Annotated in this window: 15 protein-coding genes; 7 read left to right on the top strand and 8 right to left on the bottom strand. The window is 55.9% G+C overall.

All coding sequences use genetic code 11. From position 1 onward, the window contains the following. Positions 1 to 592: 592 nt before the first annotated feature. Positions 593 to 1,060, top strand: coding sequence for a GNAT family N-acetyltransferase (locus AC1ME2_RS01905; RefSeq protein WP_480438983.1), 468 nt, complete (start codon positions 593 to 595; stop codon positions 1,058 to 1,060). Here the strand turns inward: AC1ME2_RS01905 and AC1ME2_RS01900 are convergent. The 3 genes from AC1ME2_RS01900 to AC1ME2_RS01890 form a co-directional block, all read right to left on the bottom strand. After that, the gene (locus tag AC1ME2_RS01900; RefSeq protein ID WP_480438982.1) at positions 1,057 to 1,809 is read right to left on the bottom strand and encodes an alpha/beta fold hydrolase; all 753 of its coding nucleotides are present in this window, start codon (positions 1,807 to 1,809) and stop codon (positions 1,057 to 1,059) included. The genes AC1ME2_RS01905 and AC1ME2_RS01900 overlap by 4 nt on opposite strands. A 93-nt stretch (positions 1,810 to 1,902) precedes the next feature. Next, entirely contained in the window at positions 1,903 to 2,790 is an 888-nt protein-coding gene (gene yghX, locus AC1ME2_RS01895; protein ID WP_480438981.1) for a YghX family hydrolase, read from the bottom strand. A 92-nt stretch (positions 2,791 to 2,882) separates the two neighbouring features. Continuing rightward, the gene (locus tag AC1ME2_RS01890; RefSeq protein WP_480438980.1) at positions 2,883 to 3,665 is read right to left on the bottom strand and encodes a sulfite exporter TauE/SafE family protein; all 783 of its coding nucleotides are present in this window, start codon (positions 3,663 to 3,665) and stop codon (positions 2,883 to 2,885) included. 344 nt (positions 3,666 to 4,009) lie between these two features. Between AC1ME2_RS01890 and ggt the strand changes: the two genes are divergently transcribed. From ggt to AC1ME2_RS01875, 3 genes are all read left to right on the top strand, one after another. Next, entirely contained in the window at positions 4,010 to 5,737 is a 1,728-nt protein-coding gene (gene ggt, locus AC1ME2_RS01885; protein ID WP_480441955.1) for a gamma-glutamyltransferase, read from the top strand. Positions 5,738 to 5,932: 195 nt separating this feature from the next. Then, positions 5,933 to 6,493, top strand: a complete 561-nt coding sequence (locus AC1ME2_RS01880) for a lipid-binding SYLF domain-containing protein (protein WP_480438979.1) — start codon at positions 5,933 to 5,935, stop codon at positions 6,491 to 6,493. Positions 6,494 to 6,565: 72 nt separating this feature from the next. Continuing rightward, entirely contained in the window at positions 6,566 to 6,901 is a 336-nt protein-coding gene (locus tag AC1ME2_RS01875) for a hypothetical protein (protein ID WP_480438977.1), read from the top strand. Positions 6,902 to 7,015: 114 nt separating this feature from the next. Here the strand turns inward: AC1ME2_RS01875 and AC1ME2_RS01870 are convergent, their stop codons facing one another. After that, positions 7,016 to 8,062: a class I SAM-dependent methyltransferase gene (locus AC1ME2_RS01870; RefSeq protein WP_480438975.1), complete on the bottom strand. Its 1,047-nt coding sequence runs from the start codon at positions 8,060 to 8,062 to the stop codon at positions 7,016 to 7,018. A 388-nt stretch (positions 8,063 to 8,450) separates the two neighbouring features. Here AC1ME2_RS01870 and AC1ME2_RS01865 point away from each other — a divergent pair, with 388 nt between their 5' ends. From AC1ME2_RS01865 to AC1ME2_RS01855, 3 genes are read left to right on the top strand one after another with little or no spacing between them, the layout of a single operon-like run. Continuing rightward, complete coding sequence (locus AC1ME2_RS01865) at positions 8,451 to 8,732, top strand: DUF3303 domain-containing protein (protein ID WP_480438972.1); 282 nt, start codon at positions 8,451 to 8,453, stop codon at positions 8,730 to 8,732. A 7-nt stretch (positions 8,733 to 8,739) separates the two neighbouring features. Continuing rightward, positions 8,740 to 8,931, top strand: a complete 192-nt coding sequence (locus tag AC1ME2_RS01860) for a hypothetical protein (protein WP_480438970.1) — start codon at positions 8,740 to 8,742, stop codon at positions 8,929 to 8,931. Next, positions 8,931 to 9,464 (top strand): DUF3087 domain-containing protein, encoded by a 534-nt coding sequence (locus tag AC1ME2_RS01855; RefSeq protein WP_480438968.1) that lies wholly within the window; start codon positions 8,931 to 8,933, stop codon positions 9,462 to 9,464. The genes AC1ME2_RS01860 and AC1ME2_RS01855 overlap by 1 nt, the downstream gene beginning before the upstream one ends. 234 nt (positions 9,465 to 9,698) lie before the next feature. Here AC1ME2_RS01855 and AC1ME2_RS01850 read toward each other — a convergent pair whose 3' ends face one another. From AC1ME2_RS01850 to AC1ME2_RS01835, 4 genes are all read right to left on the bottom strand, one after another. Beyond that, positions 9,699 to 10,139, bottom strand: coding sequence for a CBS domain-containing protein (locus AC1ME2_RS01850; protein WP_480438966.1), 441 nt, complete (start codon positions 10,137 to 10,139; stop codon positions 9,699 to 9,701). A 222-nt stretch (positions 10,140 to 10,361) separates the two neighbouring features. After that, positions 10,362 to 11,297: a universal stress protein gene (locus tag AC1ME2_RS01845; protein WP_480438964.1), complete on the bottom strand. Its 936-nt coding sequence runs from the start codon at positions 11,295 to 11,297 to the stop codon at positions 10,362 to 10,364. A gap of 125 nt (positions 11,298 to 11,422) precedes the next feature. Further along, entirely contained in the window at positions 11,423 to 12,124 is a 702-nt protein-coding gene (locus AC1ME2_RS01840) for a VIT1/CCC1 transporter family protein (RefSeq protein ID WP_480438962.1), read from the bottom strand. A 79-nt stretch (positions 12,125 to 12,203) separates the two neighbouring features. Further along, entirely contained in the window at positions 12,204 to 13,127 is a 924-nt protein-coding gene (locus tag AC1ME2_RS01835; protein ID WP_480438960.1) for an FAD:protein FMN transferase, read from the bottom strand. Between the last annotated feature and the right edge of the window lie 44 nt (positions 13,128 to 13,171).

Below are 13,171 nucleotides of genomic sequence, written 5' to 3'. Positions count from 1 at the left end.
CATCACTTGCGGCTCGGATACTCAATCGTCAGTGCTAGCTCGATTGCAGATTCTCTTCAGAGGCCGCTTCTGGCCGAGGCTGTGTAAAAACGCAGGCACCGTTTTGAAGTCTGCGTTGCTACGTAAAATCTGCCAGTGATTGGTTAATTAGCGGACCGGAAATTTGCGTAGGAACGCGATTTTCGTTCCGATTCTGACCTTCAAACCTGCTCTAAAACGTTTTTACACAGCCTCGGCCGAGTGCTGCCGATCACACCTGGCGGAAATAGACCCATACCGGTCGATTTCGGCCAGTCCATCAGAGGGTAAAGGTATGCGTGGCCCATTGACTCGATCCAACCATGTGCCGCTGGATTGCGGCAACCGAGTCTGGGTGAGGGTACGAGATGCTCATAACGACGCTTACCGGTCGGGGCACTTATCTCTATTTGATTGGCGATGGGCCCATCCAATGTTTTTGCGCAGCGGCGTTGGGCCAACAGAGGGTCGCCATCCGACCCTTGCGGGCATTGGCAATGTAAGCCAGTAGCCCTGCTGGCTTGGCGTGCATTACAGTTAGCCGCTCAATCATTCGTCTTAGGCCGGTAATGGAATGGAAACACAGACGACTATTCGCAGGGCCACTCAGGATGACGCCGAGTGCATAGCTGCACTGGTTGCCGAGGCCTACTCGCCTTACATTCCGCGAATCGGAAAAAAGCCGGCCCCTATGCTCGATGACTATAGGCAGGTTGTCGCTGATTTCTGCGTTTTCGTGTTGGCAGAGAATGCAGACATAGTGGGTGTTCTGGTATTGAGCCAGGAGAACACCGAACTGCTTCTGAACAACATCGCCGTATTACCCCGGTGCAAGGGAAAAGGCATCGGAAAGGCGCTGATGGCTTTCTGTGAAGAATATGCGCAGGTTATGGGTTGCGACGCCATCAAGCTTTACACCCATCAACTGATGACTGAAAACATAGAAATCTACAAAAGGCTGGGTTACCAGGAAACGCACCGAGCCACAGAAAATGGGTTCGCCCGGGTCTTCATGCGTAAACCGATCCAAAGGGGGCTTTAGTTTTTTTCGATGATGGAGGTGATGGCGGACGAAAATTGGTGGGCATCCTCAAGCATCATCAGGTGGCCACAATTTTTCATTACCCGGTATGACGCGGCTTTTTCTTTGACCCAGGCTGGAATGTGCCACCCATCGGCTGATCGCTCACCGGCAATAAGATGGAGCGGAATGTTATCAATCCAGCCTTTGATTCCCTTCAGGTAGGCAGGGTCGCCCGTGATATCAACGACTGAGGCCGCCATTTGTTGAAGGGTGCTCGCCGGCTGAAACGAAAGACAGGTTCCCGCCGCCAGCAAGGTGGCTTCGGTTGGTTTTACGCCAGCGCCCTGCAACCATTTTTCAGGCTCTGAACGGTCGTCCATCAGCTTGGCCTCGACTTCTTCAAGTGACATCTTTGCCAGCTTTTGCGACCAAAAAGCGTCATCCAACGTGAAATTGCCTTCAACACTGATCACCGCTTTCACGCGATCCGGGTACGCTGCGGCAAAAAGCGCAGCAATCGCACCACCGACCGAGTGTCCTACGAGGTACCAGCGGTCATGCGCTGCAGAGACTGTGTTGATTTCCTTATGCAGATACTCGACCTGGGCATCCAGGTTCATCATTGCCGGATCTACTTCTGCCAAGGCGCCGTAGCCGAGCATATCTGGAGCGAGCATTTGCGTAGACTTTGCCCCCTCCATCAAGATGGTTTCATTGAGTGGGCCGATTAAACCGTGAATAAAAACTATGCGGGTTGAATGAAGCATCCATTTCTCCAATGAGTATCTTGAGTTCCTGTACACGCAAGCAGCGAATGCATCTTGCTTGGCTATGCCGATCCGGTAGCGTTACATTCCTGCCTAAACCAGGTATCGCCGGAACCACTCCAGGGTCCTGCTCCATGCAAGCTTGGCGGCGGCTTCATCGTATCGGGGCGTGGAGTCATTATGGAAGCCATGGTTGGCGCCTGGGTAGATGTAGGCTGCATAGGTCTTGCCTGCGGCTTTCAACGCCTGCTCATAGGCGGGCCATCCTTCATTGATGCGCGTATCCAGTTCGCCGTAGTGGAGCAGCAGAGGCGCCTGAATGCGGATGACATCTTCAGCCTTCGGTTGACGGCCATAAAAGGACACGGCAGCCCCTAGCTCTGGATAGGCCACGGCTGCGGCATTGGCGACGCCACCGCCATAGCAGAACCCAATGATGCCCACTTTTCCAGTGGTCGCGTCATGGTTCATCAGCCACTCAATGGCGGCGAAGAAGTCATTCATGAGCTTTTCAGGGTCTACGTTCTGCTGAAGCTCTCGGCCTTTGTCATCGTTGCCGGGGTAACCCCCTACCGAGGTCAGGCCATCGGGGGCGAGGGCGATGAATCCCGCCTTGGCCAGCCGCCGAGCGACATCCTCGATGTAAGGGTTGAGCCCGCGGTTTTCATGCACGACAACCACCGCCGGCACCTTGCCGGTGGCTTTCGCAGGGCGCACCAGATAACCACGAACCTGCCCGTTGCCCTTGGGTGAGGGATAGGAAACGTACTCGGCGATGATGTCCGGGTCCGTAAATTCCACCTGCTCGGCGAGCGCGTAATTCGGACTCAGGGCGGTGAGGATAGCGCTGGCCGTCAGCGCACCCAGCGTGAATGCCGCCGCACGATCAAGAAACTCTCGCCTGTTGATCTTGCCATGGGCGTAGTAGTCATACAGTTCCAGCAGTTCAGGGGCAAAATCTTTCGCAGTAAGACGGGTCATCTGTGCGTCTCCCTTTGAACCATTCTGATTGCCGTCCTGACATTGAACTGCAAAGGCGGGTGGTCGTCGTGCTGGTCATTATTAAAGCCGGATCAAAACACCAACTTATAACCAATGAAAACCAGCATTATAGCCAGGCAAGGGCGCAGTGTTTCGTCAGAGATTCGGCCAGATAAATGACTCCCGAGGTAAATCCCTGGAAGTGAACCTACCAATAGAAAGCCTAATACATGCCAATCCATATTTCCCATGCTTGCATGCCCCAAGCCAGCGACCAACGTCAGGGGGACCGCGTGGGCTATCTCCGTACCGACTAAACGCCTGGTGGGAAGGAAAGGGTACAAGATAAAGAGCGCCACGGTGCCTAATGCGCCGGCGCCGATGGAGGTTAATGCCACCATGCTGCCAAGTACGAGACCCGTGACGACCGTCAACAGATTCAAGCGATAACCGCTGAGTTGATAGTTGCCGCCCGCACGTTTATGGGCAAATGCAAGCAGCTGTTTTTTAAAGAACACGGCCAGCGCCGTGATCAATAAAACGAACCCCAGGGTCTGCTTGATAACCGCATTCAGCGCTTCGGGCGCATCTAAGCTGCTCAAAAACCACAGGGTAAGCGCTACCGCTGGCACACTGCCGAGTGTCAACCAACCGGTAATTGACCAGTCAATATTGTTGTTCTTTCTATGAACCAATACACCGCCAGACTTGGTGATGGCTGCATACAGCAAATCCGTCCCCACTGCGGTGGCCGGATTAATCCCAAACCATAATAGAATGGGAGTCATTAAAGAGCCGCCACCCACACCGGTCATCCCGACAATAAATCCGACAACCAAGCCTGCAATTGCTAACCCAACATTACCGAAATCCATTGCCCATCCCACACATCAAGCGCGACTACACGAAGAATATGGTCCGCAGCATAACGATCTTTCTCCCCACCTACTTATATCGATATGATCTATCGTTATGCTCTTTCTTCTGGCGTGGATCATGGTTCAGCCAGCATTCGGTTTAGTGAGCCCGCTGCCGTGTAAGGGGGCGCGCAACCTGATTAGCGGGGCAAGCGAGCCGAAACTGTCCTACAGTCTGTTGGCGTCAGTCATCTGGCAAGCTTACCGCGCACCGCTTGATGAGCATGCGCAACACGTCATTCACAGCATGCGAGCAACTGTCCACACGACATTCCCTTACCTTAAAACAAGAGAGTCGGCTCATGAAATTCGAACCCTTTGCCAAATCGCTTATTGCGACGGCATTCGCTATTGGCTCCATCTGTGCACAAGCGGCTTCGCAAGCCCCTGTTGCTGCCGAGAACGGCATGGTGGTCACGGCTCAACACCTGGCCACTCATGTTGGCGTTGATGTCCTCAAGGACGGCGGCAACGCAGTCGATGCGGCGGTGGCGGTCGGCTATGCGCTGGCGGTGGTCTACCCTGCTGCAGGCAACCTTGGCGGCGGCGGTTTCATGACCATCCAACTGGCCGATGGCCGCAAGACCTTCCTCGACTTCCGCGAGAAGGCGCCCCAGGCTGCCACCGCGAACATGTACCTCGATAAGGCCGGCAACGTTGTCCCGGACCTGAGCACGAAGGGATATTTGGCCGTCGGCGTGCCGGGTACCGTGTCAGGCATGGAACTGGCGTTAAAGAAATACGGCACGATGAAGCGCGCCACGGTCATTGCGCCGGCCATCAAGTATGCCGAGGAAGGCTTCGTGCTTGAGCAGGGCGACGTAGATTTGCTCGGAACTGCGACCGCCGACTTCAAGAAAGATATGCACGACTCAGGTTCGATCTTCCTGAGCAAAGGCGAGCCAATGCAGGTCGGCCAGAAGCTGGTGCAAAAGGACTTGGCCAAGACACTGCGGGAAATTGCCGCTAAGGGCACCGACGGTTTCTACAAGGGCTGGGTTGCCCAGTCTATCGTTGCTTCAAGCCAGGCCGGGAAGGGCATTATCACTCAGGCCGACCTTGATAAATACCAGACCCGCGAACTCGCCCCCATCGAGTGCGATTACCGCGGCTACCACGTCGTCTCGGCACCACCGCCAAGTTCGGGCGGCGTCGTTATTTGCGAGATTATGAATATCCTCGATGGCTACCCGATGCAAAGCCTTGGTTTTCATTCGGCTCAGGGGCTGCAGTACCAGATCGAGGCCATGCGGCACGCCTATGTCGACCGCAACAGCTATCTAGGCGACCCTGACTTCATCAAGAACCCGGTGGCGCACCTGCTGGATAAAAATTATGCGGCCAAGCTCCGCGCTGCTATCGATCCGCAAAAAGCCGGGATTTCTCGCGATATCAAGCCAGGGGTGGCGCCTCACGAGGGCAACAACACAACGCACTACTCGATCGTCGACAAGTGGGGCAACGCAGTCTCGGTGACGTACACGCTGAATGATTGGTTTGGTGCGGGGGTCATGGCCAGCAAGACCGGGGTCATCCTCAATGACGAGATGGATGATTTCACCTCCAAGGTGGGCGTTCCCAATATGTACGGTTTGGTGCAAGGGGAGGCTAACGCTATCGCCCCAGGGAAAACACCGCTGTCCTCAATGAGTCCGACGATCGTCACCAAGGACGGAAAAACCGTCATGGTCGTCGGCACCCCAGGAGGCAGCCGGATTATCACGGCGACGTTGCTGACAATGCTCAATGTGATCGACTACGGCATGAATATTCAGGAAGCAGTCGATGCGCCGCGATTCCATCAGCAGTGGTTGCCTGAAGAGACCAATCTTGAAGCGTTCGCTGTCAGCCCTGATACCCAGAAAATCCTCGAAGGTTGGGGGCAAAAGTTCACGGGGCCGCAGCCGTTCAACCATGTTGCGGCGATTTTAGTCGGTGCACCTTCGCTGGGCGGAAAACCGGTCGGCAAGAACCGCTTCTATGGTGCGAACGATCCGCGGCAGGGGTCAGGACTTTCACTGGGTTATTAAGTGATGTAAGTGATGCGAAGCCCTGTTTCAGGGCTTCGCTGACCCGCGCAAGTCCATGTCCGCATCCGACGCGGCCAATCGACCCTGATGATCGTGACTATCCTGCCAGTCCGGCGGGCGCGAAGGCGAGTGTCGACCTACACTATGGGTGGATTCATTCCCATCCTGTCGGTCCTCCCGCATCGGAGCACGAAAATGACTCAGTCACTGCGGTTCTTCCTATCAATTGTCCTCGCAGCAGTATCACTGGCATCAGCGAGTCTGCTGAACAGCGCAGGCGCTGCAACCGCCGAGGATCTGAATGCCGAGTCCCGGCAAGCGTTGCAAATCCTCTACAAGGCTACTCCATTTGCCGAGACCATCTCGCACAGTGCCAAAGCGGTGCTTGTCTTCCCGAAAATCATCAAGGCGGGCCTTGTGTTTGGGGGCAGCTATGGTGAAGGCGAGTTATTGAAGGGCTCGAAAGTGGCGGGTTATTACAACTCTGTGACCGGGTCATGGGGGTTGCAGGCAGGCGCCCAATCCTACGGCTATGTGGTTTTCCTGATGACCGACAAAGCCGTGAACTATGTGCGCAAGACCAAAGGCTGGGAAATCGGTGTGGGGCCAACCGTTGTCGTGGTTGACGCTGGGGCCGCGAAGAATCTGTCGAGCTCGACGCTGAAGGGCGATGCCTACGCGTTCATCTTCGACCAGGAAGGGTTGATGGCTGGGGTCAGCATCGAGGGAACGAAGATTTCCCTGATCAAGCGTTGAAAGTCGGCACCTTGGCGTAGATACGCAAGGAGCCCATTCAGTGTCCAAAGGTCCATATCAGGAGGTTTCGCCATGAATGCCCTGACGATCGACGGCTGGTGCAAAATCAGCGGCGAGCAAAAGTCCACCCCGGTGGGGGACATCCACTTTTACATCAATGGACCCGTCCATTTGCGTCTGGAGCAGGCCGAAGAACGCTTGCAGAAGACCCACGAGCCTGAAGTCATGGTCGATGTCGATATGAACTCGATAGACTTGATCATCCCAGAGGGATACGGCCCCTTATCCGATTGCCAATTGCGCGTCTATTTGAGTGATCAGCGCGGCCAGTTCCATTTGGTCGGGCATCGGGCGAGTGACGGCAGCTTGATCTATACCAACTCGGTGATGGTTGATCAGCTAGGGTAGCCGCGCACTGTTCAGCGACACAGGAACGCCTCTCATGGATGAGCTTGAGCGCGATAGACCTCGGCATGGCGCCGAATCCAGCCAGCGCCATGTCAATGCGGGTGAATTACCCGATTACTTGCGTGCTTCCAGGATCAGGTTAAACGGGGTTTCCGCTGCCCGACGAAAGTGGGTGAACCCCGCTTCGGTGAAAACGTTGCGCAGGCGCGCCTCTCCAGCTTGTGCGCCCAGACCAAGGCCGACCTCCTGAGACAGCGAGTTCGGTGTACAGATAAAGGTCGACGCGGCGTAGTACAGGCGTCCAACGGGGGTTATGTTCTCGTCGAGCGTGTCGTTGGCGTAAGGCTCCACCAACAGAACCGTACCGTCCGGCTTGAGTGACTGATAGGCATGCCGGGCAGCACCTACCGGGTCGCCCATATCGTGGAGACAGTCGAAGTAGCAGACCAGGTCGTAATCGTTGCCAGGGTAGTTCTTGGCGGTGCCCTGGGCGAAGCTCACACGATCCGCCACGCCTCCTTCCTCCGCCCTTTGCGTGGCGATGCTTATGGACGGCGCGTGGTAATCAATGCCTACAAAACGCGATGCCGGGAAGGCCTGCGCCATGATCACTGTCGACGCGCCATGCCCGCAGCCAATGTCCACCACCTTGGCGCCGGCTTTCAGCTTGTCGACGACCCCCTCCAGGGCAGGCAGCCACTCGGCGACTAGATGCGCTCGATAGCCGGGCCTGAAGAAGCGCTCCGTACCGCTGAACATACACGGATGGTGATCGCCCCAAGCGAGTGAGCCATCGCCGCGCATGGCGGCGACCAGCTTGTCTTTGTCATGGAACAACGCTGCTATGACCACCGCCCCGCCTGCCACATAGACCGGGGAGTCCTCGATCGCCAACGCCATGGCTTGTTCCTCTGGCAGACGGAACTGCCCATCAATGTGCTCGATGTAGCCGGAAGCGGCGTGAGCATTGAGCCACTCACGGACCAGGCGCGCGTTGCACCCGGTTTTGCTAGCGAGCGCTTCGGGGGTGACAGGCTGGCTGTCAGCCATGGCGCGGTATAGACCCAGTTCATCGCCGAGGATGATATTGGCGAGCATCGCCGCTCCGCCCATGTCGGAAACCAGCTTGCCCATGAACTCATTGAGTTTGGCCTCATTCATGGCATGTCCTCCTATCAAGAAGGCCACCGGCCAAGACGTTGCGACTCCAGACAACAACCTGCTCGGGGGTGGTCGGGATCAATAAGTGTAGCTCTCCACCAGGCGATGCGCAGTCGGTCTTCGCCTCTGCCTCAGCGGATTTGGCGGTTACGTTGGGTGGGGTAGAGACAAGGAAAGAGGATCAGCGGTCATGCGCAGGGTTCGGGAGGCTGCTATTCCTTCCCATGCAGGCGGTATGAAAACGCAGTAATTTTCACACAGCCTGCATGGGAGCAGTCGTTCCGGCCCGCCAGGATGCAGGTTGGGAACAGACGCGTGACCATGGTCGCGGCGCCAGCCAGGTACGCGAAGAGAAGAACAGGTGCCAGTCTCTATCAGGAGGTGGCAAATGCTATTCATTGTCAGTTGGTCAATCAATCCCGAACGCCGCAATAGCGCGATCGAACGTTTTCTCAAAACAGGTGCAGTTCCACCAGCAGGCGTGACGATGCTGGGACGTTGGCATGCGGTAGGACGCATGACCGGCTTTGGCGTTGCAGAGGCCACTGATCTCACGCTGATACAGAAATGGGTGCTGGAATGGAGTGACCTTATGAGTATGGAGATTCACCCAGCGCTGACCGATGAACAGGCCGCTCCACTACTGGCCACTGCGGTCGGCATGCAATAGTCGCTGCTTGAAAAAAGCGTTGAAAATAAAAGAGGCAGATTTATTTTTGCTGAATAAATCTGTCTCTTTTTTAAAGCGCCGGGCGCTGTGGGGTCTAAAACCCCTGGCGGCTTCATTAAGCGTGTCTGTACCGCTCTCTACAGGTGATAATGCCCCACGATTTTATTTTCAGCTCAACAGTGGAGTCCTGCAGCAGTGATGTTCGAGATCAAGCCATTTAATCCTGAAGCATATCGCCGACAAACCCGACGCAGCACGCTGATCATTGCCGTGATCTTCGCGGTGCTGGCCATGGCGCTGTCTGACTTTGCCGTGAGGCTGTTCGGTGAAGTCGGTGGCGATAATTTCCGCTTGAATATGGGTGGGGTTATTGTGGCGTTGGTGCTGACCGTGGCGCTGGTGCGGATCAAATTCTGGTCGCAGCCCTGGATGGCACCGGCCGTCTACGGTTGGCAGCTCAAACGTAGCCTAATGCGCATTACCAATGTCATGCATTCGGTCACCGACGGCGTGCTGGCCGGTGACCCGCAGGCCATCAAGCTGCTGCGCTTTTATCATCTGGGACTCACGCAGATGCACCAGTTGGATGGCAATTCCAGCGCCCTGAGCCAGATGGTGCGAGACATCGATCAACACAAGGCGTGCATGGAGGCGCTGGCAATCGACACTGAGCAGTCTCAATTGAATCCAGCCTGGCTGGAGGCGATGAAGAAGGCCCGTAAGGGGAAGTAAGCAGCTCCTATGAACGCCCAGTCGTTTGGCAACGACGGGCTATTTCGCAGCGCAGTCAGCTTAGGTTCTGTACGAAAAGTGGCTGCGCTCGGTGATGCTGCGTTAAAAACAGGCTCGTGCGCGAGTCCGATCAGAATGCTCATTTAGAGGCCTAAACTCGCGTGCGAGCCCAGTCCGCTTCCTCGCCTGTTTTTGCCTTGCCTAACCTTCGCTCGCCGACTTCTCGTACAGAACCTAGTCTCCGCGAATGTACTGCTCCAGTTGCTGGATCAGGCCAGCCTGTTCGGCGATGGCTTCTTTAACCAGGTCGCCAATAGACAGCAAGCCCAGCAGTTGACCGTTATCCACCACCGGTAAATGGCGCAGGTGGCTATCGGTCATGATGCCCATACAGGTTTCGATGGTTTGATGGGAGTCCACTGTTATTACGGGCGCGCTCATGATTGCGCTGACCGGCGTGTCCGCGGAGGAGCGTCCCTGCAGGACCATCTTGCGCGCGTAGTCGCGTTCACTGATAACGCCTACCACCTGACCATTCTCAATCACCGGTAGAGCGCCGACATTTTTTTCAGCCATGACCTTCAGCGCTTCCAGCACCAACTGATCGGGTGCGATGGTGTGAACGTGTTGATGTTGCTTGGCTTTTAACTTCAGTAGTTGAGCAACGCTCTTCATGTGGGCCTCTCCAGTGTTGTTCTTGGTTTGGTACAGCATCGTAGAGAGAGGCCCGCTGGGCAAGGACTAAAGCGGCCCCCATGCGCTCGAAAAACGGCATTGAGGTGTCTTTTCGCCAGGTGATCTGTCGACAGGCCTTCACGGGTTGATGCTGCTCTTGATTTTGGCGGTTCGCGCGTTAACCGAGCGCCCATTGATGGCGATGGGCGGTCCTTGGTCTGCTCACGTTTCCGAGTTGGGTGGATTGAGTACCAATACACTGCTGGGCATCTTATACAGGACGCGCTCTACCGTACTGCCAAGTAAGTTTCCCAAACCTCGATGGTGTACCCGGCCCATAACGATGACGTCTATGGCCTGGCTCTCGGCAAAGCGAGTTAATACCTTGGCAGGGTTTCCCAGTAAAAAGTGACGATTTTCCGTGGGAATACCATTGCGCTCCGCCAATGTATTGAAGGCATTGGTTTCCAGGTCATACAACGTCGGCGTCGTCGGTGTCATGTTTGAGTCAAGCATCATCGAGGCATTGGCGTAGCTATAATCGGCTGCATCGATCATTGACAGGTCATAGGCATACAGCACATCCACCCGAGCTTTGCATTGAATGCCCAATTTCAACGCCTCGTAAATAATCTTGTCATTGAACCCAGGGTACTGGCCATCCGGTTTGAGTAGATCAATCGCTGCAATGATTCTGCGAGGCATGGGGTTATGGTTTTTTGCAACGAAATGCAAAGGGTAGGGGCAATTATGAAGCAGGTGCAGATCCATGCTGGTAAATAGAGTGCGCATTAACAAGGACTCGTGATGCAAATCCTTGATTACCAGGTCAACAGGCATCTCATGCAGGTGCGTGAATATTTCCTTTAGAGCCTGCTCGACCCAGACCACCTCTGTCGTGACCTGTATCCCCAGGTTACGTAGCGGATGCGCTTGCTCTTCCAGCCATTGACGGTGGCGCTCGACGTAGCTGGAGCGCATTTCCTCCAGCACCTGCTGGTTGGCCAGTCCGACGGCTGCCAAACCTTCCAGATAATCAAAGGCAACAATGTGCAGGGCTGCACCCTTGGCCTTTGCCAATGCCGCAGCGCGATCAAAAGCCGGGGTTTTATGCATCAAGGGTGATGCGATGAGCATGAGTCGCTGTTGGTTGGCCATGGTGCACCTCTGCAAGAACGCCGTTAGTTGCCATCGTGGGTAGCGATTGAACACAAGCATGCGCTGAGTCGTGGCGCAGAGTTTGATACGGATCAAGTTTCAAGGCAGTGGCTGGATGATTGATGTTAGACAGCGGCACCGAGTGAGGTGCCTACCAGCGCTGTAATAGCCATGGCGAGAGCCCCCCATAAGGTCACTCTCCACGCGCCCATTGGAACACTCGCGCCCCCGGTCTTGGCCGCTATACCGCCGAGCGTTGCTAAAAATAGAAGTGACATCCCTGAGATCCACGGGATAACGCTTTGAGCGGGTGCACTAAAAGTAACCGCCAGCGGCAACGCCGCGCCGACAATAAAACTGGCTGCCGATGCTAATGCTGCCTGCAGGGGTTTTGCGCTTAGGGTGACAGAGATTCCAAGCTCATCGCGAGCGTGTGAGCCTAGCGCATCATGTGCCATTAATTGCGTTGCCACTTGCCTGGCGAGATCAGGTTCAACACCGCGACCCATGTAAATGGACGCCAGTTCCGAGTGTTCAGAAACCGGATTCGTTTTAAGCTCGGTTTGTTCACGCAGGAGATCCGCTCGCTCGGTGTCGGCCTGTGAGTGCACTGAAACGTATTCTCCGGCGGCCATCGACATGGCGCCCGCTACCAGTCCTGCAATACCGGTCACCATTAAGGTGCTGTGCGTGGCGTGGGCAGCGGCAACCCCGATTAACAGGCTAGCGGTTGACACAATTCCGTCGTTGGCACCCAGTACCGCTGCGCGAAGCCAACCAATCCGGTCACTTCTATGGGACTCGGCATGTTTGCGTTTGAACTTCATCAATGAATGACGCTCGCGGTGAGGGGGTCGATGTTGGAGATAACGCTGCTCATGAGGGCCGTGACCGGGCTGTGTTTTATTAACGAGTCTCAATGGTCGTCTGAAGGCGCCCGGCAACAATTGATATTTCCCGGAACGCTTGCCCTTCACGTAATACGAACACTGCATCCATGCCGCGCGCTTGCGCCAGTTCAGGACCTGCATCCTCCCCAAGGACCATAAGTGCGGTGGCCCATGCGTCGGCGAGCATGCAACTCGATGCAACCACTGTCACCGCCGCGAGTGTATTGGTCAAGGGCGCTCCAAACGTGGGGTGCATGGTGTGCGAGTACTGGCGGCCATCGACTTCGACCCAGTGTCGGTAGTCCCCGGAGGTCGCAATGGCTGCATCGCTGAGGTCCATCACTCCCATGACTTCACGAACCCCCCGGTTAGGTTTTTCAATCGCAACCACCCAAGGCTGTCCGTCAGGTTTGAGGCCGCGTGCGCGCATTTCGCCATCAATCCCCACCAGGTAACGTGTTATCCCCCAACTGTCGAGGCAGCGGGCCAGTTCATCCACTGCGAAGCCTTTGGCTATGCCCGAAAGATCAAGTGTCGTCGTTGCACGTTTACGGACCTGGCCACGTAGCGCATCAATCTCGAGTGCGTCTGTTGCACGCAGCCGCACCTGATTTTTTAGCGCGCCGATCTGCTGTGCAGTGGGTTGATGCTCGGCGGGACCAAAGCCCCACGCATTAACCAGATCGCCCACGGCGATATCAAATGCCCCCTTGGACTGGTGGCCGACGCGTAGAGCCGTCGTCAGTACAACGATCAGCTCTTTGGGCAGGGGCCGCCATTCATGCTCAGGCGCGGCATTAAGCTGACTCAGGTCTGACCCTGGCTTCCACGTCGACATCTGCTGATCCACCTTGTCGACAGCCTCAAACAGGCCATTGCCAATGGCAGGCTCGTCCACCTGCGGCTCTGCATAGAACAGCGCCGTGTAGCGTGTGCCCATGGTCTCTCCGCTTAGGCTGTGCCGTTGCAAGGCGGAGGAGGGCT

The organism is Pseudomonas sp. ASL9, from assembly GCF_056680335.1.
The sequence above is the reverse complement of the archived record's forward strand: the minus strand, read 5'-3'. Positions and strand labels throughout refer to the sequence as shown.

Excerpts from the sequence above, each read along its gene's own strand:
- AC1ME2_RS01850 (WP_480438966.1), bottom strand. The coding sequence starts at position 10,139 with ATGAAGAGCGTTGCTCAACTACTGAAGTTAAAAGCCAAGCAACATCAA.
- AC1ME2_RS01880 (WP_480438979.1), top strand. The coding sequence starts at position 5,933 with ATGACTCAGTCACTGCGGTTCTTCCTATCAATTGTCCTCGCAGCAGTA.
- AC1ME2_RS01840 (WP_480438962.1), bottom strand. The coding sequence starts at position 12,124 with ATGAAGTTCAAACGCAAACATGCCGAGTCCCATAGAAGTGACCGGATT.
- yghX (WP_480438981.1), bottom strand. The coding sequence starts at position 2,790 with ATGACCCGTCTTACTGCGAAAGATTTTGCCCCTGAACTGCTGGAACTG.
- AC1ME2_RS01845 (WP_480438964.1), bottom strand. The coding sequence starts at position 11,297 with ATGGCCAACCAACAGCGACTCATGCTCATCGCATCACCCTTGATGCAT.
- AC1ME2_RS01835 (WP_480438960.1), bottom strand. The coding sequence starts at position 13,127 with ATGGGCACACGCTACACGGCGCTGTTCTATGCAGAGCCGCAGGTGGAC.
- AC1ME2_RS01890 (WP_480438980.1), bottom strand. The coding sequence starts at position 3,665 with ATGGATTTCGGTAATGTTGGGTTAGCAATTGCAGGCTTGGTTGTCGGA.
- AC1ME2_RS01900 (WP_480438982.1), bottom strand. The coding sequence starts at position 1,809 with ATGCTTCATTCAACCCGCATAGTTTTTATTCACGGTTTAATCGGCCCA.
- AC1ME2_RS01875 (WP_480438977.1), top strand. The coding sequence starts at position 6,566 with ATGAATGCCCTGACGATCGACGGCTGGTGCAAAATCAGCGGCGAGCAA.
- AC1ME2_RS01870 (WP_480438975.1), bottom strand. The coding sequence starts at position 8,062 with ATGAATGAGGCCAAACTCAATGAGTTCATGGGCAAGCTGGTTTCCGAC.
- AC1ME2_RS01865 (WP_480438972.1), top strand. The coding sequence starts at position 8,451 with ATGCTATTCATTGTCAGTTGGTCAATCAATCCCGAACGCCGCAATAGC.
- AC1ME2_RS01905 (WP_480438983.1), top strand. The coding sequence starts at position 593 with ATGGAAACACAGACGACTATTCGCAGGGCCACTCAGGATGACGCCGAG.
- AC1ME2_RS01855 (WP_480438968.1), top strand. The coding sequence starts at position 8,931 with ATGTTCGAGATCAAGCCATTTAATCCTGAAGCATATCGCCGACAAACC.
- ggt (WP_480441955.1), top strand. The coding sequence starts at position 4,010 with ATGAAATTCGAACCCTTTGCCAAATCGCTTATTGCGACGGCATTCGCT.